Origin of the sequence: Streptosporangium sp. NPDC002721 (assembly GCF_042888905.1) — a bacterium.
In the GTDB taxonomy this organism is placed as follows: domain Bacteria; phylum Actinomycetota; class Actinomycetes; order Streptosporangiales; family Streptosporangiaceae; genus Streptosporangium.
This window is the reverse complement of sequence record NZ_JBIAQI010000032.1, coordinates 1-20,137: the sequence shown is the minus strand read 5'-3', so window position 1 is coordinate 20,137 and position 20,137 is coordinate 1. Positions and strand designations below refer to the sequence as shown.

Sequence of the window (20,137 nt, the reverse complement as noted above, 5' to 3'; positions counted from 1 at the left end):
CGTCGCTCTCGCGCCTCGTGTGATCTCCGGGTCGCGCCGGAGCCGGACCCGGCCTCGCCGATCTCCCGGACGGCGGGCTAGCCGCCCGCGGCCTCCTCCTCCAGCAGGCGCAGGGCGCAGTAGTGCTGGATCTGCTTGCCCGCCTCCACCACTCCGCGCCCGGACGCCCGGTCGAACGAACCGACGCCGGCCCAGGCCATCGCGTACAGCACCGGATCGTCGGCCGCGGCCGCGGTGCGGAAGAGGCGCATGTGGAGGTTCGGCGACGCGGTCACGTCGACGGCCAGCGTGACGGCGGGGGCCAGATAGGCCTTGCCGATCTCCCGGCACGCCGCGACCGTCTCGACGCTCCCCGCCTCCACCGGGGTCAGCAGGCCGGGATCCGACGGGGGCCGGATCCGCCAGTCGCCGTCCGTCAGCCTCGGCGACCAGTTCCAGATCACGGCCAGCGTGACGACGAGAGCGCCCACGGCTCCCGGGCCCACGACCGTTCTGGACCGGGGCCCGGACTCGACGGCCACCGTACGACGGCCGGAGACCAGGCGCCGGATCCCGCTCCCCGCGGCCGCCGCCGGCATGGCCAGCAGGAGAGCCGGCCCCAGCAGCGCGACCGCGTAGCCGCGGAAGGCCACCGGGAAGGAACCCTCCTGAACGGCGCATCCGAGGGGGGCACTCCATCCGCAGGTGGCCACGGAGGAATGGAGGAGGGCGATCAGGACCATCGGCGCGCAGGCGGCCAGCAACGCGATGACCGCGTGGGCCACCGCCCGCGCCGTCCGGCCACGGCCGCCCGTGACGGCTCCGATGACCGACGCCGCCAGGACGAGGAACGACACCGCCGCCCCCAGCAGCACGTACCCGGAGAGGGTCTCGTGGGCCAGGGAGGTCTCGCGGGCCCCGGCCAGCACCGGGTGCAACCAGAGCCCGCCGGCGAGGAAGGCGGCGCAGGCCAGGACCGTCACGAACCAGGGGGGCGGGAAGGCCCCGGCCGGCACGTGCCGCGGCTCCGCCCAGAAGAGGTAGGCCGCGGCCAGCACGACGCCGAGCAACATCGGCGCCGAGCTCGTCCCGGTCCAGACCATGAACGACGTGTACGTCCAGCTCAGCTCGCTCAGGTTGATGACCCACAGGGACATGAACCAGTGGCCCAGCCAGGGCCCCACGACCAGGGCCGAGAGCGCCATCGTGATCAGGGCCCGGCGCCGGGGGGAGGCCGGGCGGGCCGCGGCGGCGCAAGCCGTGACCCAGCCGATGTGGACCCGCGTCGTCACCAGCAGGATCAGCGCCAGGGCCAGGGCGAGCCACGGATCGGGCAGCAGGACGGTCCAGGGAGAGGCCCCGGGTGCCGTCACGGTCAGCACCTGTCCCGCCAGCATGCCCCCGGTCACGCATCCCGCCGCCCGCCACGGCGCTCGTGCCGCTCCCCCCGCGACGGCCCGGCAGATCACGGCGGCCACGATGGCCCCCAGCACCACACCGAACACCAGGCCGATGGCGTTGGAGCGCATCTCGGGCGTGACCTGGGAGCCGAGCTGGTTGACGGCCTGCAGAAGAGGGCTGAACGCGATCCCCACGAGCAGCCCCGCGGCGAAGAGCTCCCCGAGGGCCAGGCGCAGCAGCAGGCGGGGGGCGCGCACCACCTTGACGCGCTCCCGCTGGAGGGGGTGGTTCGACAGCCAGGGAGACTTCGTCCTCAGTGTCCGCAACACCGCGACAGCCGACTCGGTGTCCTCGGCGGTGGCGGCCGAACGCACGTCGGCGTAGTGCTCGCGGCCGCGCAACACCGCCCTGCGGGCGAGCCACTGTACGGCGACCAGCGCCGCGACCTGAAGCGTCACGAGCAGCAGGCTCCGCGGGTCGGGCAGGGCGGTGACGACCAGGACCGGGACGACCATCGTGCCGACGAACGCCCACCACAGCGACACGGCGAGATACGTCAGGCCCACGTCCCGATTGTCGAGATGGGCGAACTCGTGGCGGAGGACCACCCGGGCCCGGTCCGGCCTGGTGGTGGCGGTCACCACGAGCTCCAAGCCGACCATCAGGCGGTAACGGCCCGGGAAGCCGTAGATCGACGCGCCCGTGCCGAGGTCGTTCTCGTCGACGAACACCCGCACCCGGCGGCCCCTTTCCGCCACGAGGGCGGCCAGGGGCGCGCCGGCGTCATGGTCGAGCTCTTCCAGCGGCCTCGGGCGCCGTCCCCACTCACGCCACCGGGGGTGCAGGAGATAGAGCAGCAGGGCGACCAGCAACGGCACCGTGGTCATCGCGAGGACGGTCAGGGTCTCGCGGGTGGTGACGCCCAGGACGCAGGAGCGGTAGCGATCGGTCAGCAGGAAGGGGTCCGTGGTCGCGGCCCCCGCGCGCGCCTCCCGGAGGCAGGAGTCCTGCCGTACGTGCTCCGAGGCCGCGCCGACGATCTGGAGCCAGAAGCCGTACAGGAGCAGGCTCAGGTGGTAGGAGCCGGCCAGCGTGGTCAGGACGAGCACGGCGAAGCGCGAGGTGACGGCGGAGGGAAGGGCGAGGACCAGGGCGCGGTCGTCGGCGCGGTCGTCGGTGGGGTCGTCGGTGGGGTCGTCGGTGGGGTCGTCGGTGGGGTCGTCGGTGGGGTTGTCGGTACGACCATCGGCTGGGGCACCGGCACGGTCGTCGGTGCCGTCGTCGGCGCGGTCGTCGGTGCGGTCGTCGGCGCGGTCGTCGGTGCGGTTGTCGTCGAGATTGTTGGTGCGATCGCGGTCGTCGGCGGGGGAGGCGAGCGGAGGGCTCACCGCTGGCCTGACAGGTAGCCGTACATGCTCTGCCGCAGTCGCAGCGCCACGTCGGGGTCCACCTTGAGGTCGAGAGCGAGACGTTCCAGTTCCTTGCCGACCGCCTCGGCCGCTTCCGGCCGCAGTACGGGCACTTCGGCCTCCCCCGCCGCCACCTGCTCGCGCTTCTTCCCGCCACGCCCGCGCCAGCGTTGCCACCACCTGCTCGCCTGCCGCTCGGTGGCGTTGGTCAGGGAGTTGGTGACCACGTCGCTGAGAATCGTGATCACAATGGGCGCGATCAGGGTCGCCGCCTCGGCCAGCCCGAACCCGAGGGCGTCGTCGCGCCCGGGACCGAGCACGCGGCGCGGGTCACGCCGTACGGCCGCCGCGACGGCCGGATACACCCTGGCCTCGTCGGGCGAGACCTCCTCGACCATCGCGCGTGCGATGTCGTCGAAGCGCCGGGATCCCTGCCGGGCGTTCGTCACGTCGCTCATCTCATCTCCTCAGGCACCCGGGAACCCCGCGGTTCGCCCCGCGGTGGAAGGCCGACATCCGCTCCTGTTTGCTGCCGTGGTCACCTGGCCTGGTCCACGGGACCGTTCCACCTACGGCGTGCAGCCCGGCCCTGATCTCGTCCGCGTCGCCCTCCTCCACGTCGAGGAGCCCGTCCTCGACGGCGCCCTGGAGCGCCGCTCCCGCCAGGCAGTCGGCCTGCAGCTCGGCGGCGACCGCGACGTGACGGCCGGGCATACGGGCCTGCACGGCGTGGCCCCATTCGTGGGCGATGATCAGGTAGACCCACGCGTCGCCCTGTCGGTACCCGGCCCGCATGAGATCGACGTCCCAGGTGATGAAGTCGGCGGGGAACGGGCAGTAGACGGCGTCGTCGTCGGGGATGCGCCACCCCTGACATGTTGGAGCTCCAGGACGGCCGAAGTCGTAGCCGCCGAGAATCCGCGGCGGGAAATAGCGGCCGGGAAAGAACTCCGACCAATGGGACTTCCAGTAAGAATTCACAACGAATACGGCGCTACGGATGTCCTGGTTGATGTCATCCGCCGCGGCGGCGGGTGCCGGCACCCCCACCGCGACCGCGACGGTTACCGCGGCGACAACCGCCCGTAGCGAAGGTAAGGCCATTCGCCTTCCCCCCTCTTATAGTTGCCATCAACGTACAAGAAATCCAGCAAGAGGTGGAGATGTGCGCACAATATCCACGGCCGGGAAAGCGCGAAAAGCACTCACCCTGATCGGGTTTTCGGCCGTTGCGACTATGGTCTTCATCGGAGCGGCCAGATTCGTGTACGAAAAGGCTTCGGACGCCATCCCGCCCGCCGGAGTTTCACCCAGCCGTCTCACAGTCGTCAGGCCCGCCGGATACGCCGCCATCTCGCCGGACCAGCTGGCCCCTTACACTCGGGCGGGCATCGTCACCTGGCAGGCCGGCGCCTTCCTGCGCGCGCAGCCGGACGCCTTCGCCAGGGCACAGGACGCGTACGAGCTGGCGCTGACCGGCGTCCTCAAGCGGTCACGGCCCGGCGGCCCGGAAACCGTCGCGGCCCAGGTGCTCGCGGACGCCCAGGCGAACATCTTCCTCGGCGGCGACCCGGCGTGGGGGCGCGGCACCGGCCGGGAGCTGCGACTGGGCGGGCTGCCCGCCTATCGGATGGACGCCACGGGCTCCTACCGGGACGCCCGGAAGCGGGGCTACCACTTCACGTCCCTGAGGGTGACGGTGGTCGCGGTCGACACCGGCGAGGCGAGGATGCCCGTCGCGGTGTTCGGCACTTTCGACAACCTCGACCCTCGGGCGACGGAGACGATGATCGAGTCGATACGCGCGCGATGAATCCGCGCCCGCCCGCGGGTGAGCACGGGTTCCGGTGCGCGGGCCATGCGGAACCTCTGACGGCGTACGCGTCTCCTTGTCGGGTGTGAGGTGCCCGCATCTCGGGAGCCGGCATGTCCAGGACGTGTTCGTGCCGCATCGGCCATGCCGACCCGAACGACACCGGCCGCTCGTCGGTGTCGCACTCCGCCTTCGGCCCTGGGGAGCGACGCCGGAGAACGAGTGCCGTCCGGGAGTTCGAGCCCGCGGGAAACGTCCTTCGATCGTGACACCGCCGGAAGAATTGATCTTATTGGGAACGCGGCCTCTTTCCCGCCCGAGGGGAGCCACGGGAACGGTTCCGGGGCCGAGGCCTTTCTGCTCTCCGAGCCTTCAGGTCAGACGGGAGGCTCGCCGACGGATCGGAGCGGCCCGGCTGTTTGTTTGACACGGAAGAGGCGGCGAATTCCACTCCGCATTGTCCACCCCGTATTGACCGGCGGAGAAGCGTCCGGGGTTCCGTCGGAAATCCTTTCGAAGGTCATTTCCACGCGCCGGCCGCGGCTCGCAACGAAGCCTTCGGGGTGCCGTCCGGAGTGACGCTCCGGGCCGGTCAGGGGGCGCGCGTGCGGGCTCGCGGCCTCGGCGCTCGGGCGGCGGTCCGGCAGCCGGGCGGCAGCGTGGCCTAGAGTGACGTTCCAGACACATGAGGTCATGACTCGGGGCCGGCCGGGGCTCCGGCACTCGGTGGCACGGAGGGCTGGATCAGGGGGCACAGCGATGGACGACGGTCCCATTCTCGTCACCGGTGCCGGTGGGGCCATCGGGGGTGTCGGCCGCGGCGTGGTCGGGCTGCTGCGCGGGCGCGGCCTGCCCGTACGGGCGATGGCGCACCGCGACGACGAGCGCGCGGACGCGCTGCGCGCCCTCGGGGCCCAGGTGGTGATCGGCGACCTCACCCGGCCCGGCGACGTGGCGGGCGCCCTCGGCGGCTGTTCCAGGATGTTCTTCAGCATGAGCGTGTCACCGTCGTACCTGGAGGCCGCCGCGACCGTCGCGACGGTGGCCCGCGCGGTGGGCGCCCTGGAGGCGCTGGTCGGCATCTCGCAGATGACCGTGTCCCAGATGAACGCGCTGAGCACCGAGGAGTCCCACCAGCAGCGGCTGCACTGGCTCTCGGAGCAGGTGCTCGACTGGTCGGGGCTTCCGGTCGTGCACGTCCGGCCCACCTCCTTCCTGGAGAACCCGATGTTCACGACGCTGGCCGAGCGTTCCATCGCCGACAGCGGGACCATCCGGCTCCCCTTCGGCACCGGCCGCACGTCACCGGTCGCGGCCGGCGACGTCGCGGCCGTCGTCGCCACGATCCTGGAGGACCCGCGACCGCACATCGGGCGCGTGTACGAGCTGACCGGGCCCCGGTCCCAGGAGATGACCGGCGTCGCCGAGGAGTACTCCCGGGCGCTGGGAAGGAAGATCACCTACGTGGACGTGCCGCTCGACGTCTGGGTCGAGGAGGTTCTCCGGCCCGCGGAGCTCCCGGCTCACACCGAGGAGCACATCGTCACCATGGCGCGCCTGCACCGCCTGAACCGTTACGACCGGGCGACCGGGGACGTCGAGGCGGTCACGGGACGGCCCGCGACGACGGTGGAGGAGTTCGTCGCGGAACGGGCCGCCGACTTCACCCGGTGAACGTTCTCGCCGTTCGGGACTGTCAGGTGGACGGCCGGCCGACGGCTCCGTCCGGTGAACGTTCTCACCGTTTAGGGCTGTCAGGTGGGCGACCGACTGACGGCTCCGTCCGGTGAACGTTCTCGCCGTTCGAGGCTGTCAGGTGGGCGACCGGCCGACGGCTCCACCGGACTGTCCGGCGTCCCCGGAACGGGGTGTGATCAGGCCCGACTCGTAGGCGAGGACGACGAGCTGGGCGCGGTCGCGGGCGCCGGTCTTGATCATGGCGCGGCTGACGTGGGTCTTGGCGGTGAACGGGCTGATCACCATGTGCGCGGCGATCTCGTCGTTGCTGAGCCCCCGGGCGACCAGGGCCACGACCTCCCGTTCGCGCCTGGTGAGGACCTTCAGCGCGTCGTCGGTGTTCACCCCGGGGGGCCTGGAGACGTACTGGTCGATCAGCTTACGGGTGATCGCGGGCGAGAGCAGGGCGTCCCCCCGCGCGGCCACCCGGACGCCGTGCAGCAGGTCCTCGGGCTCGGTGTCCTTGACCAGGAACCCGGCCGCGCCCGCGCGCAGGGCGTCGAAGACGTACTCGTCGAGCCCGTAGTTGGTCAGGATCACGACGCGCACCCCGGCCAGGGCCGGGTCGGCGGCGATCCGCCGGGTCGCCTCGATGCCGTCGAGCACGGGCATCTGGATGTCGAGGAGCACGACGTCGGGGACGTGCCGGGCGGCCAGCGCGACGCCCCGCAGCCCGTCGGCCGCCTCGGCCACCACCTCGATGTCGTCCTCGGCGTCGAGCAGGGCGCGGAACCCCGCGCGGATGAGCGCCTGGTCGTCGACGAGCAGCATGCGGATCACAGTGCGCCCTCCGGCAGGATCACGGGGCGCCCTCCGGCAGGAGCCCGGCGCGCGTCACGCGGGACCGTCCACGGGGAGCTCGGCGCGGACCCGGAAACCGCCCTCGGAGCGGGGGCCGGCGCGCAGCCGCCCGCCGAGCGCGGTGACCCGCTCGCGCATGCCGCTCAGCCCGACCCCGGGCACCGGGTCGGCACCGGGCACCGCCCTGCCGTCGTCGTCGACCTGCACGGTCAGCTCCTCCGCGCCGTAGGTGATGCGCACCGACGCCACCGCGGGACCGGCGTGCCTGGCGGCGTTGGTGAGCGCCTCCTGGACGATGCGGTACGCGGTGCGGTCGACGTCCGCCGAGAGGGCCCGCCGCTCGCCGTCCACGACCACGGTCGCGGGCAGGCCCGTCGCCCGCGACCGTTCGACCAGCTCGGCGATGCGGTCGAGCCCGCTGCCGGGCGGCTCGTCGTCGCGCAGCACCTCCAGGGTGGCGCGCAGTTCCCGCATGGCCTCCCCGCTGGCCTCCTGGATGGCGAGCAGCGGTCCGGGCACCTCCTCACCCCGTTTGCGGGCGAGGTGGACCGCGACCCCGGCCTGCACCTTGATCACGGAGATGCTGTGGGTGAGCGAGTCGTGCAGTTCCCTGGCGATCCGCAGCCGTTCCTCGTCCGCGCGGCGGCGGGCCGTCTCCTCGCGGGTGCGTTCCGCCTCGGCGGCGCGCTCCTCGGCCCGTCTCACGTCGTCCCGGCGGTGGCGGGAGACCACGCCCATGACGCCCGCGGCGACGAACCAGCCGACCAGCAGCCCGGTGGAGTCCCGCGAGAACCCCCCGGCTCCCGGCGACAAGCCGATCACCAGGTCGCCGCCCAGGACCACGGCGGCCGCGGCCACCGCGGCGGCGCGTCGGCCCGCCAGGACCGCGGTGTAGACGGCCACCAGCACCGGGAAGGCCGCCGGGGGGCCGGTACCGGCCCGCGCGGAGTAGGCCAGCATGAATCCCGCGGTGACCAGCGCGACCACGGCCGGGAAGCGGCGCCGGGCCGCGAGCGGCAGGGTGCCGGCGAGCAGCAGGGCGTACTCGACCGGCCCGTGCGGAGCGCCCTGCGCGGGCCCGGCGAGCGTGCCGAGCACCAGCAGCAGGGCGATCCCCCCGGCGAGCGCCGCGTCCGGCACCTGCCCGCGACCGCCCCACGCGCGCAACCCACCGCCCCGGGCACGCGTCTCACCGTCCCGGGCAGGCGTCCCATCGCCCCACGCGCGCAACCCACTACCCCGGGCACGCGTCTCACCGTCCCGGGCGGGCGCCCCACCGCCCCGCGCACGCAACCCATCGCCCCACGCAAGCGCCCCACCGCCCCGGGCGTGTAACCGGTCGCGCCACCCGTACGCGAGCCCCCGCCACCCGCGCGCCCGGTCGTGCCACCCGTGCGCGGGCCCCCGCCGTCCGCGCACGGGATCGCGCCGTTCGCGCATGCGACTCATGCTCGAACAGTAGACCGGGCGCCGCCGCCCCCGCCTCCTCCGCGGAGAGGGACCGGGGCTACTCCCGGTGGAGTAGCCCCGGGGTCGCTACGCCTCCGGTGCCGGGCCCGGGAGCATCCGCCGGTGCGACGCCCGGGAACGGGCGGGTCGGCGACCATCGGCTCAGCGGATCGGCCGGTGTCGGCGGCCTGGACGGTCGCGCGGGGATCACCTCGATCCGGGCGCCGCCGGGACCGGGGGCGGCGACGTTCCGACCACTCACCACGATGGGAACGACGGCAGATGGCGAACACCTTCCGATACGTGACCCCTGTCACGCCCGAGGCCGCGACCGGCCTGATCGCCGATGTCTACGGCCAGGCGGCCACCGACTTCGGCCTCGCGAGGATGCCGGTCCTCATGACGCTCTCCCCCGTGCCCGACCTGCTCGCCGCGACCTGGGCGCTGCTGCGCGAGTCGCTCGTGGCCGGACCCGCCTCCAGGACGGGCAGGGAGGTGGTCGCGCTCGGCGTGTCCCTGGCCAACCGGTGCCCGTACTGCGTGGCCGCGCACACCACCCTGCTGCACGCCACGGGAGACCACCGGCTGGCCGAGGAGATCGCGCGCGGCGGCACGCCCGCCGACCCCGGGCACGCCGCGCTGCTCGGCTGGGCCACGGCCACCCGCACACCGGCCACCGCCTCCCGCGCGCCGGGGGCGGCGCGTGCGCCGGTGCCGCCGTTCCCGGTGGAGCACACCGCCGAGTACGTCGGCACCGCCCTGGCCTTCCACTTCGTCAACCGCGTCGCCTCGGCCCTGCTGACCGACAGCATGCTGCCCGGCAGGCTGCAGGACTCCCGGCTGGTCCGCAGCCTGGGCGGCAGGGTACTGGCCCGCACCGTACGCGTGCGGCGGGCGGCCGGTGAGAGCCTCCCCCTGCTGGCGGAGCCCGCCGCGACACCGGAGCCCGCCTGGGCGGGGGGCACGCCCGTGGGCACCGCCTTCGCCGCGCTGCGGGAGGCGGCGGGCGCGGGCCGGGCGCTGCTGGGCGAGCGGGCCCGCGCGACCGTGGTGGAGACCGTCGGCGAGTGGGACGGCGAGCATCCCGCGATGGGCGGCGGGTGGCTGGACGGGCCGTCGGCGGATCTGCCCGGCGCCGACCGGCCGGGGGCGCGGCTCGCCCTGCTCGCCGCGCTGGCGCCGTACCGCGTCACCGACGCCGACGTCGCGGCCTGGCGTGCCGGTCATCCGGACGACGCGGACCTGGTACGGCTGGTCGCGTACGGCGCGATCATCGCCGTCGAGGGCGTCGAGGCGTCGATCCGCCGCGATCTGCCCGCGCCTGCCGGAGAAGGATCACGGCGAGGAGAGCCGTCGGCGCCCTGACGGAGGTCCCGAGGAGGGCGGCCGCGGGGCCCGGATCGGCGCGAGGGTGGGGCGAACGGTTCGGGTTCAGCCTGCGGCGCCCTCTCGGCGGTCCGGCCGTCCTGACGGAGGGGGACGTAGCCGGTGGAAGGCCGGGCGGGAGAGATCGGGAAGGTGATGGCCTCCGGTGGTCATGGGCGAGGTGCGGGCCGCGCCGTCGGAGGTGAAGGCGACCGGCTCCTCCGGGGCGGTTACGACGTCCCGGGCATCCGGAGCGTCACAGATATTCCGGGCTTCTCGGGCGCATCAGATGTCTAGAACATTCTGGGCTTCTCGGGTGGCGCCGGAGAGGGAGGGAACCGCCACGACCGCGACGGCCGTGATCACGAGACCCCGGCCCACCAGCCAGCGGCCGGAGAACTCCTCCAGCTCGACACCGTCACCCAGCCTCGGCCCCTCGGCCAGCAGCCGGGCGCGGAACCCGCACCGGGCCGGATCGAAGCTGATCGACGCCTCCTTGAAGTCGAGGCGTGGTTCCCGCAGCGGGTCCAGCGGGAACCACGCCTTGTAGACGGACTCCTTGGCGCTGAACAGCAGCCGGTCCCATCTCACCGACGGGTCGCGCCGCAGCAGGTCCGTCACCCGGCCCAGCTCCTCGTCGACCGTGATGACCTCCAGGACGCCGGAGGGCAGCGGCTTGTTCGGCTCGGCGTCGATGCCCAGGGTCGTGACGTCACCGGACCGGGCGACGGCGGCGGCACGGTATCCGGGGCAGTGGGTGATGCTGCCGACGACACCCGGGGGCCAGACCGGCGCGCCCTTCATGCCCGGCAGCACGGGCACCGGTGGGTACCCCAGACGGCTCAGGGCGTCGCGGGCGCACCAGCGCCCCGTGGTGAACTCGCGACGGCGCTTCTCCGTCGACCTGCTGATCACCGCCTCCTCCTCGAGGAACAGGGCACACGGCCGCGAGTCGTCGAACACCTCCGACGACCTGGCCTCCCCGGGCAGCAGACCCTCGATCATGAGACGCGTTCGGGGGTCGGCAGGATCGACCTGGCCGGACGGGGTGTCCCGCCCCGCCGGCGCCACTCCCGTGGGTGTCCCAACGAAACCTCCTCGAGGCGAACCCCGTCGTACCGGGTCGTGCGTGGTGTGTGCGGGTGGCCGTGCACGACCGTGGCCGGCCGCCGCCTCAGGTGCCGGTCGGCGGTCAGCCGGTCCTCGCCGGATCCGGGCCGGAGACCCTCGACGGACCTTCGGCTCCCGGCGCGGACGACATGCGGGTCGCTCACCTCGAGCGGATCTCGTGTCCTCATGACGTGGCCGGCTCCCGCACGGTTCTGAACGGTTCCGAACGATGATGACATCACGACAGGCCGAGTTCGTTGTCGAGCATTTCGAACATCTCGCTGTCCGTGGCCGAATCGATGTCGAACTCGGTGTCGCCGGAATCGCCCAGGAGTGCCGCCCATTTGGCCCGCAGGATGTCCAGGCGCGCGGCGACCTGCCTGTGCGCGTCGGGATCGACGGTCATCTCGGTGAAGACCTTCTCCAGCTTCGCGAGCTCGTTCAGGAGCGTCGCGGACCCCGTCCGCCCGGCCAGGCCGAGCCGGTCGAGCAGGTGGCCGGCCAGGGCGAGCGGTGTGGGATGGTCGAACACCAGGCTGACCGGCAGGCGCAGCCCGGTGGCGTCGGCCAGCCGGTTGCGCAGCTCGACGGCGGTGAGCGAGTCGAAGCCCAGCTCCCTGAAGGCCCGGTCCGGTTCGACGGAGTCGGTCCGGGCGTGCCCGAGCACGGCCGCCACCTGGCCGCGTACGAGATCCAGGAGTGTGTCGGCGCGCTCGTCGGCGCCGAGAGCGGTCAGGCGGCGCAGCAGGGTGTCCGGCTCCTCGCGCCCGCTCGCGGCCGTCCGGCGCCTGCCGGGCGCCAGCCCCCTCAGCAGCGGCGGGACCTCCTCGCGCTCCCGCAGGGCCGGCAGGTCGAACCTGACCGGCACCAGCACCGGGCTGTCGACGGCGCCCGCCGCGTCGAACAGCCCCAGCCCCTGCTCCACCGACAGCGGGCGGATGCCCACGCGCGCCATCCGCCGCCGGTCGGTGTCGGCGAGCCCGCCGGTCATGCCACCGGTCGTCACGCCGTCCTGCGCCCAGGGCCCCCAGGCCAGCGACATCGCGGCCAGCCCGGCGGCCCGCCGGTGGTGGGCCAGGCCGTCGAGGAAGGCGTTGGCCGCGGCGTAGTTGCCCTGTCCCGCGCCGCCCGCCACACCGGCCACCGACGAGAAGAGCACGAACGCGGCGAGATCCGCGCCCCGGGTGAGCTCGTGCAGGTGCCAGGCGGCCCCCGCCTTGGGCCACAGCACGGTGTCCAGCCGCTCAGGGCTCAGGGAGGGAATCGTCGCGTCGTCCAGCACCCCCGCCGCGTGGACGACCGCGGTCAGCGGATGCCCGGCGGGTACGGTGGCCAGCAGGTCCGCGAGCGCGTCCCGGTCGGACACGTCGCACGCGGCGACGGTGACCTCGGCACCGCGGGCGGTCAGCTCGGCCCGCAGCTCGGGGGCGCCGGGCGCCTCCAACCCCCGGCGGCCGGCCAGCAACAGCCGCCGCACCCCGTGCTCGCCCACCAGGTGCCGCGCCACCTCGGCACCGAGGCCGCCCGTGCCGCCGGTGATCAGCACCGTGCCCTCGGGGTCCCAGCGCCGTACGCCGTCCTCGCCTGTCACCGGTACCGGTGTCGGTACCGGTGTCGCCGTCGGTGCGGGGGTCGGTGCGGGGGTCGGTGTCGGTGTCGGTGCGGGCGCCGGTGCCAGGCGTGCCGCTCTCAGTGCCCCGTCGCGCACCGCCACCTGCGGCTCGCCGCTGGCCAGAACGGCCGACAGCAGCGCCCCGGAAGGATCGAGCGGCTCGTCGAGATCGACGAGCACGAACCGGCCGGGGTTCTCCGCCTGCGCGGCACGGACCAGCCCCCACACGGCGGCGCCCGGCAGGTCGGTCACCCGGTCGCCGTCCTGAGCCATGACCGCGCCACACGTCATCACGACGAGGGTGGTGTCGCCGAACCGTTCCTCCGCGAGCCAGCGCTGCAGGAGGTCCAGAACGCGGGCGGTGGACGCGCGCGTCGCGGCGATGACGTCCAGGGAGTCGTCGGCGAGGAACGGGCCTGCGGCCGCGGCACGCGGCGCGCCGTCCCGTGACCCGCCGTCCCGCAGCGCGTCCAGGGTGGTGAGATTCCCGGCCGGCACCGTCACCGGGAGGGGAAGGCCCTCGGCCGGTGGCGTCACGTCCGGGAGAGCGAGATCCCCGGCCCGAGGTGTCGCGTCCGGGAGAGCGAGATCCCCGGCCCGAGGTGTCGCGTCCGGGAGGGTGAGATCCCCGGTCGGCGGTGTCGCGTCCAGCATCACCACGTCCGGTTCCTCGGCGGCGGGCGGCGCCTCGGGCAGGGGCGTCCACTCCAGCTGGAACAGCCCGTCCCCCGCCGCCCGGCGCCCGCCGACGACCGGGCCGAGGACCGAGCCGACGACCGGGCCGCCGGGCGCCGCCGGGCGCGACACCAGCGACTCGGCGGTGAGCACGGGCGCCCCCGCCGCGTCCACCGCGGTCACCGACACCGTGTCCTCGCCGGTCCTGGTCACGCGCACGCGCAGCGTCGTCGCACCAACGGCGTGCAGGTGCACCCCGCCCCACGCGAACGGCAGGCGTCCCGCCTCGGGTTCGGCCGACTCCAGGAACGGCACCGCGTGCGCGGCGGCGTCCAGCAGCGCCGGGTGCACGCCGTACGCGCCGGCGTCACCGGCCCCCTCCGGCAGGACGACCTCCGCGAACACCTCGTCGCCCCGCCGCCAGGCCGCGCGCAGCCCCCGGAAGAGGGGACCGTACACGAACCCGCCCTCGGCGAACCGGTCGTAGAGGCCGTCCAGCTCGACGGCGGAGACTCCCGCGGGCGGCCACACCTCGGTGTCGAAGTCCTCGGCCCGGTCCGCGGCCTCGCGGCCCCCGCCGCGGAGCACCCCGGCCGCGTGCTGGGTCCAGGGTTCGTCGTCGGCGGCTCCGGCCGGCCGCGCGTGGACGCCGAACTCGCGATGCCCCGACGCGTCGGGCGCGCCCGCCGACACCTGCACGTCCATCGCGTCCTGCTCGCCGAACGCGAGCGGGACGGCCATGGTGAGCTCCTCCACCCGGTCGCAGCCGACCTGGTCTCCGGCCCGGATGGCGAGTTCCAGCAGTCCCGAGCCGGGGAAGACCACCATCCCGCCGACGGCGTGGTCGGCGAGCCAGGGGTGCGACCTCGGCGAGAGGCGGCCGGTGAGCACCACCCCGTCCGACCCGGCCAGCCGTACCGTGGCCCCCAGCAGCGGATGCGCCGCCGCCGCGAGCCCGAGGTCCCGGACGTCCCCGGCCCGCCGCCCGCTCGGCCAGAACCACTGGTGCCGGAAGGCGTACGTCGGCAGGTCCACCCGGCGGGCGCCGCCGAACGCGGTCGCGAACACGGCCGTCCAGTCCGCCGCGACACCGTGCGCGTGCAACGTCGCCACCGCGGTCATGACCGTGTCCGGCTCGTCGCGGTCGCCGCGCAGCGCCGGGACCAGCACCGTGCCCTCTTCCGAGAGGGTCTCCCCGGCCATCGCGGTCAGCACCCCGTCGGGGCCCAGTTCGAGGTACGCGGTGACCCCGCACCGGCGCAGCGTCCCCACGCCGTCGGCGAACCTGACACCGCGCCGTACCTGCTCCACCCAGTAGTCCGGCGAGCACAGTTCCTCGGCCGACGCGGGCTCGCCGGTCACGGTCGAGACCACCGGGATCCGCGGTGCCGCGAACTCCAGGCCCTCGGCCACCTTCCGGAACTCCGCCAGCATCGGTTCCATCAGCGGCGAGTGGAACGCGTGGCTCACCCTCAGCCGCTTCGTCCTGCGCCCTTCCGCCTCCAGCCGGGCGGAGATCCGGACGACCGCCTCCTCCGCACCGGCGATCACCACCGAGGCGGGGCCGTTCACCGCGGCGACGGACACCTCGTCCTCGCACCCGGCGAGGAGCGGCAGCACCTCCCGCTCGGGGGCCTGTACGGCGACCATCGCGCCGCCCTCCGGCAGCGCCTGCATCAGCCGGGCGCGCGCCGCCACCAGCCGGCACGCGTCCTGGAGCGACAGCACGCCCGCCACGTGCGCGGCCGTGATCTCTCCGATCGAGTGCCCCGCCAGGAAGTCCGGCCTGACGCCCCAGGACTCCACCAGCCGGAACAGCGCCACCTCCAGCGCGAACAGCGCCGGCTGGGTGTATCCGGTCCGGTCCAGCAGGCCGGTGTCGCCGAACGTCACCTCGCGCAGCGGGCGGTCCAGCTCGGGATCCAGGTGGGCCAGCACGGCGTCGAAGGCGTCGGCGAAGACCGGGAACCGCTCGTACAGCCCCTTCCCCATCCCGGCCCGCTGGGCACCCTGCCCGGTGAACAGCAGCGCGAGCCTGCCCGGCCGCGCGCCACGTCCCCGGACCACTCCCGGCCCCGGACGCCCGTCCGCCACCGCCGCCAGGCCCGCCAGCGCCCCGTCACGGTCGCCCGCCAGGACCACCGCCCGGTGCTCGAACGCCGAACGGCCCGTCGCCAGTGAGAAGCCGACGTCCGCGAGGGAGACGTCCGGATCGTCCTGGACCCGCGACAGCAGGCGTGCCGCCTGCGCCCGCAGCGCGTCCCCCGTCTTTCCCGACACGAGGATCGGGACCGGGACCGGGGCGGCGCCTGGTTCCGGGCCGGTCCTTCCTTCCGGCGAGCTGTCCCGCGACCCGGCCGGCGCGGCCGCGGCCGGTGGTGCCTGCTCCAGGATCACGTGCGCGTTGGTACCGCTGATGCCGAACGACGACACCCCGGCCCGCCTCGGCCATCCGAGCCCCGGCCAGGGGCGGTGCGCGGTCAGCAGTTCCACCGCGCCCTGCTCCCAGTCCACGTGCGACGAGGGCGCGTCCACGTGCAGCGTGCCCGGCAGCACTCCGTGCCGCATCGCCATGACCATCTTGATCACACCGGCGACGCCCGCCGCCGCCTGGGTGTGCCCGATGTTCGACTTGATCGACCCGAGCAGCAGCGGCCGGTCCTGCGGGCGATCCTGGCCGTACGTCGCCAGCAGGGCCTGCGCCTCGATCGGGTCGCCCAGGCTCGTCCCGGTCCCGTGGCCCTCCACCGCGTCGATGTCCGACGCCGACAGCCCCGCCCCGGCCAGGGCCTGGCGGATCACCCGCTGCTGTGAGGGGCCGTTCGGCGCGGTGAGCCCGTTGGAGGCACCGTCCTGGTTCACCGCGGACCCGCGTACGACGGCCAGCACCTGGTGGCCGTTGCGGCGCGCGTCGGACAGGCGTTCCAGCACCAGCGTCCCGACGCCCTCGGACCAGCCGACCCCGTCGGCGGCCTCGGAGAAGGATTTGCACCGGCCGTCGGCGGCCAGCCCGCCCTGGGCGCTGAAGTCGATGAACGCCCCCGGGGTCGCCATCACGGTCACCCCGCCGACCAACGCCAGCGAGCACTCACCGCCGCGCAGCGCCTGCGCCGCGAGGTGCAACGCCACCAGCGAGGAGGAGCACGCGGTGTCCACCGTCATCGCCGGCCCCTCCAGGCCGAGGACGTAGGACAGCCGCCCGGACAGCACGCTGCCCGCCGTGCCGGTGCCCATGAAGCTCACCACGTCCGGGGGGAAGTCGGCGCTCGTCGCGTAGTCGTGGTACATCACCCCGGCGAACACTCCCGTGTGGCTGCCGCGCAGCGAGAGCGGGTCGATCCCGGCCCGCTCGACCGCCTCCCAGGACACCTCAAGAAGGAGCCGCTGCTGGGGGTCCATCGCCAGCGCCTCACGGGGCGAGATGCCGAAGAAGCCGGGGTCGAACCGCCCCGCGTCGTGCAGGAAGCCGCCCTCGCGGACGTAGCTGGTCCCCCGGCGCTCGCGGTCGGGGTCGTACAGCGACTCCAGGTCCCAGCCGCGAGAGGTCGGGAACGCCGAGATCGCGTCCCCGCCCTCCGTGACCAGCCGCCACAGCTCCTCGGGGGAGGTCACCCCTCCCGGGTACCGGCACGCCATCGACACGATCACCACGGGATCGTCGCCGACCGGCGTGACCGGTCGCGCGACCGCCCGCCCACCGGCCGGGCCGCCTGCCGGGCCGCCTCCCGGGCCGCCTCCCGGGGCGCCGAGTTCGCCCGGCAGCTCGGCCAGGAGGAACTCCGTCAGCGCCGTGACGTTCGGGTAGTCGAACACCATCGTCGCGGGCAGTCGCAGCCCGGTGTCCGCGGCCAGCCGGTTGCGCACCTCGACGGCCGTCAGCGAGTCGAAGCCCATGCTCTGGAAGCTGCTCAGCGGCTCGATCGCGTCGCCGTCCGCATGGCCCAGCGCCAGCGCCACCTGGTTCCTGACCAGTTCCAGCAGGACGGCCATCCGCTCGCCCGCCCCGAGCGGCGCGAGGCGATCGACGAGCGTGGTCGCCGCCGCGGTCGTGGCCTGGCGGCGGGCCGACGGCCGGATCAGCCCTCGGAGCAGGAAGGGGACGTCCTTGCCGGTACGGAACGCCGCCAGGTCCAGGCGTGCGGGCAGCAGGGCCGGGTTGTGGCCGGTGATCGTCGTGTGGCCCGTGACCGATGTGCGGCCCATGATCGTCGTGTTGCCCGTGGCCGTCGGATCGCCCGTGATCGGCGTGCGGCCCGTGACCGCCACGTCGCTCGTGACCGTCGCGTCGCCCGTGACCGTTACGTCGAACAGCGCCAGGCCGTGATCCGGGGACAGCGGGAGCATCCCGCGCCTGGCGATCCTGCCCATCCCGGCCTCGCTCAGGGCACCGGTCATGCCGCTCGCCTGGTCCCACGGGCCCCAGGCCAGCGATACCGCCGGGAGCCCCTCGTCCCGGCGGTGCCCGGCGAGCGCGTCCAGGAAGGCGTTCGCCGCCGCGTAGTTGGCCTGCCCGGCCGTCCCGAACGTCCCCGCCACCGAGGAGAACAGGACGAATCCGGCCAGGTTCTGGTCCCGGGTCAGCTCGTGGAGATGCCAGGCAGCGTCCACCTTGGGGCGGAACACCTTCTCCAGGCTTTGCGACGTCAGCGTGGCGACCGTACCGTCGTCCAGTACGCCCGCCGCGTGCACCACCGCGGTCAGCGGGTGCTCGGCCGCCATCCCGGCCAGCAGGCCGGCGACGGCGTCACGGTCCGCCAGGTCGCACGCCACGACGGACGTCCGGGCGCCGAGTCCGGTGAGCTCCGCCACCAGCTCGTCGACGCCCTCCGCCCGGTCGCCGCGACGGCTCGCCAGCGTCAGGTGCCGGATACCGTGCTCGGTCACCAGGTGGCGGGCCAGCATGCCGCCCAGGCCGCCGGTTCCGCCGGTGATCAGCACCGTACCCTCGGGATCCCAGGCCAGGTCCCCCGGTACGGCGGGCGGGAAGACGCGGGCCAGCCGACCGGCCAGCACGGCGCCGTCCCGGATCACCAGCTGCGGCTCGGCCGCGGCCAGGGCCGACGGCAGGGCGGCGATCGACGTCGCGGGCACCTCTCTCAGGGCACGGCCGTCGCCTTCGCGGAGGGTGTCGCTTTCTTTAGAGCCCTCGTTTTCGTGGGGGTTCTTGTTCTCGCGGGGCTTCTTGGTTCCGTGGAGGTCGTCGCTTTCGTGGAGGTCGAGGTCGATCAGCGCGAACCGGCCGGGATGCTCCGCCTCGGCGGCACGCACCAGCCCCCACACCGTCGCCGCCGCCACGTCGCCGCCGTCCGCCGCGCCCCGGGTGAGGAAAACCAGCCGCGAACCGGCGAACCGCTCGTCCGCGAGCCAGGAGCGCACCAGGTCCAGTACGGACGACGCCAGGCTGAGGGCGACCGCCGGGACCTGGCCGCCGAAGCGCCCTGACAGCGAGACCTCGTCGCTCGGCTCCCCGGCCGGTGGGACCTCGTCACCCGCGTACCCGGTCATCGGGATCTTGTGACCGGAGAGCCCGGTCACCGGGACCAGCACCGTGCCCGGTACGGGAGCGTCGCCGTCGTACGCCTCTCCCAGCGACCGCAGGTCGGTACCGGTCCTGATGGGACCGCCCATCGTGGCGGCGAGGGCCTCGGCGAGCCCCCACTCGTCCGGGCCGACCATCGCCAGAGCGCTCGGAGACACCGAGGAGACCGAGGATGCCGGGGATGCCAGCGGGACCCAGTCCAGCCGGAACAGGGAATCCCTTCCGATCGCTCGCGGACCGGCGGCCTGACCGTCAGAAAGGAGGCGCAGGGTCAGCGACCTGATCGAGGCCACCGGCCCGTCCACGCCGGCGATCGCGATCGACATCGTGTCGGGCCCGGCCCACGACAACCGCACCCGGACCGCCGACGCCCCCGCCGCGTGCAGGGACACGCCCTCCCACGCGAAGGGCACCTTACGCCGGGCGTCCTCGCTCCGGTCGAGGAGCAGGCACAGGTGCAGCACCGCGTCCAGCAGCGCCGGGTGCACACCGAACGCCTCCGCCTCGGCCGCTTCCTGCTCGGGCAGACTGATTTCGGCGTACATCTCCGAGTCGCCTCGCCAGGCCGCGGTCAGGCCGCGGAACGCCGGTCCGTAGTCGAAGCCGTCCGCCGCCCGCTCCTCGTAGAAGCCGTCCAGCGAGACCGGCGCCGCACCGGCCGGTGGCCACACCGTCGTGTCGAACGGCGGTGTGTCATCGGAGCCGGTAAGGGGCTCGTCGACCGCCAGGAGCCCGTTCGCGTGCCGTGTCCAGGTGCGTTCCTCCTCGCCTTCCGGCCGCGCGTACACGCCCAGCGGCCGGTGTCCCCTCTCGTCGGGCTCGCCCAGCCGTACCTGCACCTGGACACCGCCCTGTTCGGGCAGCGTCAGCGGCGCGGCCAGGGTCAGCTCGTCCACGCGCGCGCAGCCGACCTCGTCACCGGCCCGGATCGCCAGTTCCAGGAACGCCGTCGCCGGTACCACCACCCGGCCCGACACCACGTGATCGGCCAGCCACGGATGGGAGCGCACCGACAACCGGCCGGTGAAGAGCACCTCGCCACCACCCGCCAGCTCGACGGCGGCTCCCAGCAAGGGGTGATCCGGCGCTCCGAGCCCGGCGTCGGTCACATCGCCGACGCGGGCGCGCGAAGGCCCCGGCCAGAAACGCCGACGCTGGAAGGCGTAGGTGGGCAGCTCCACCCGGCGGGCGCCGGGGAACGCCGCTCGCCAGTCCACCGGTACTCCGCGCACGTGCAGGGCGGCCAG

Annotated in this window: 10 protein-coding genes; 3 read left to right on the top strand and 7 right to left on the bottom strand. The window is 74.0% G+C overall.

Annotation, left to right across the window (positions count from 1 at the left end):
- Positions 1-77: 77 nt before the first annotated feature.
- From ACFYWM_RS36675 to ACFYWM_RS36665, 3 genes are read right to left on the bottom strand one after another with little or no spacing between them, the layout of a single operon-like run.
- Complete coding sequence (locus tag ACFYWM_RS36675; RefSeq protein ID WP_389923774.1) at positions 78-2,768, bottom strand: M48 family metalloprotease; 2,691 nt, start codon at positions 2,766-2,768, stop codon at positions 78-80.
- Positions 2,765-3,247 carry a hypothetical protein gene (locus ACFYWM_RS36670; RefSeq protein WP_389923771.1) on the bottom strand — a complete coding sequence of 161 codons (483 nt, stop codon included), beginning with the start codon at positions 3,245-3,247 and terminating at the stop codon, positions 2,765-2,767. The genes ACFYWM_RS36675 and ACFYWM_RS36670 overlap by 4 nt, the downstream gene beginning before the upstream one ends.
- A 1-nt stretch (position 3,248) precedes the next feature.
- Positions 3,249-3,770 (bottom strand): hypothetical protein, encoded by a 522-nt coding sequence (locus ACFYWM_RS36665; protein ID WP_389923768.1) that lies wholly within the window; start codon positions 3,768-3,770, stop codon positions 3,249-3,251.
- Positions 3,771-4,053: 283 nt separating this feature from the next.
- On the opposite strand from ACFYWM_RS36665, the gene ACFYWM_RS36660 reads away from it, so the two are divergent.
- Positions 4,054-4,602, top strand: coding sequence for a hypothetical protein (locus ACFYWM_RS36660; protein ID WP_389923765.1), 549 nt, complete (start codon positions 4,054-4,056; stop codon positions 4,600-4,602).
- A gap of 759 nt (positions 4,603-5,361) precedes the next feature.
- A complete protein-coding gene (locus ACFYWM_RS36655; RefSeq protein ID WP_389923762.1) occupies positions 5,362-6,276 on the top strand; it encodes an NAD(P)H-binding protein in 915 nt (304 codons plus the stop codon).
- Positions 6,277-6,414: 138 nt separating this feature from the next.
- Here ACFYWM_RS36655 and ACFYWM_RS36650 read toward each other — a convergent pair whose 3' ends face one another.
- Entirely contained in the window at positions 6,415-7,119 is a 705-nt protein-coding gene (locus ACFYWM_RS36650; RefSeq protein ID WP_389923759.1) for a response regulator, read from the bottom strand.
- 54 nt (positions 7,120-7,173) lie between these two features.
- A complete protein-coding gene (locus tag ACFYWM_RS36645; protein ID WP_389923756.1) occupies positions 7,174-8,307 on the bottom strand; it encodes a sensor histidine kinase in 1,134 nt (377 codons plus the stop codon).
- Between the two features lie 585 nt (positions 8,308-8,892).
- On the opposite strand from ACFYWM_RS36645, the gene ACFYWM_RS36640 reads away from it, so the two are divergent.
- Positions 8,893-9,954, top strand: coding sequence for a carboxymuconolactone decarboxylase family protein (locus ACFYWM_RS36640; protein ID WP_389923753.1), 1,062 nt, complete (start codon positions 8,893-8,895; stop codon positions 9,952-9,954).
- 285 nt (positions 9,955-10,239) lie between these two features.
- On the opposite strand, the gene ACFYWM_RS36635 is transcribed toward ACFYWM_RS36640, so the two are convergent.
- A complete protein-coding gene (locus ACFYWM_RS36635) occupies positions 10,240-10,959 on the bottom strand; it encodes a 4'-phosphopantetheinyl transferase (protein ID WP_389923751.1) in 720 nt (239 codons plus the stop codon).
- A gap of 343 nt (positions 10,960-11,302) precedes the next feature.
- Positions 11,303-20,107 carry a type I polyketide synthase gene (locus ACFYWM_RS36630; RefSeq protein ID WP_389923748.1) on the bottom strand — a complete coding sequence of 2,935 codons (8,805 nt, stop codon included), beginning with the start codon at positions 20,105-20,107 and terminating at the stop codon, positions 11,303-11,305.
- Positions 20,108-20,137 lie beyond the last annotated feature (30 nt).

What these genes read in the sequence shown, in the direction of transcription:
- ACFYWM_RS36635 (WP_389923751.1), bottom strand. Translation starts at nt 10,959, where the DNA reads ATGATCGAGGGTCTGCTGCCCGGGGAGGCCAGGTCGTCGGAGGTGTTC.
- ACFYWM_RS36655 (WP_389923762.1), top strand. Translation starts at nt 5,362, where the DNA reads ATGGACGACGGTCCCATTCTCGTCACCGGTGCCGGTGGGGCCATCGGG.
- ACFYWM_RS36670 (WP_389923771.1), bottom strand. Translation starts at nt 3,247, where the DNA reads ATGAGCGACGTGACGAACGCCCGGCAGGGATCCCGGCGCTTCGACGAC.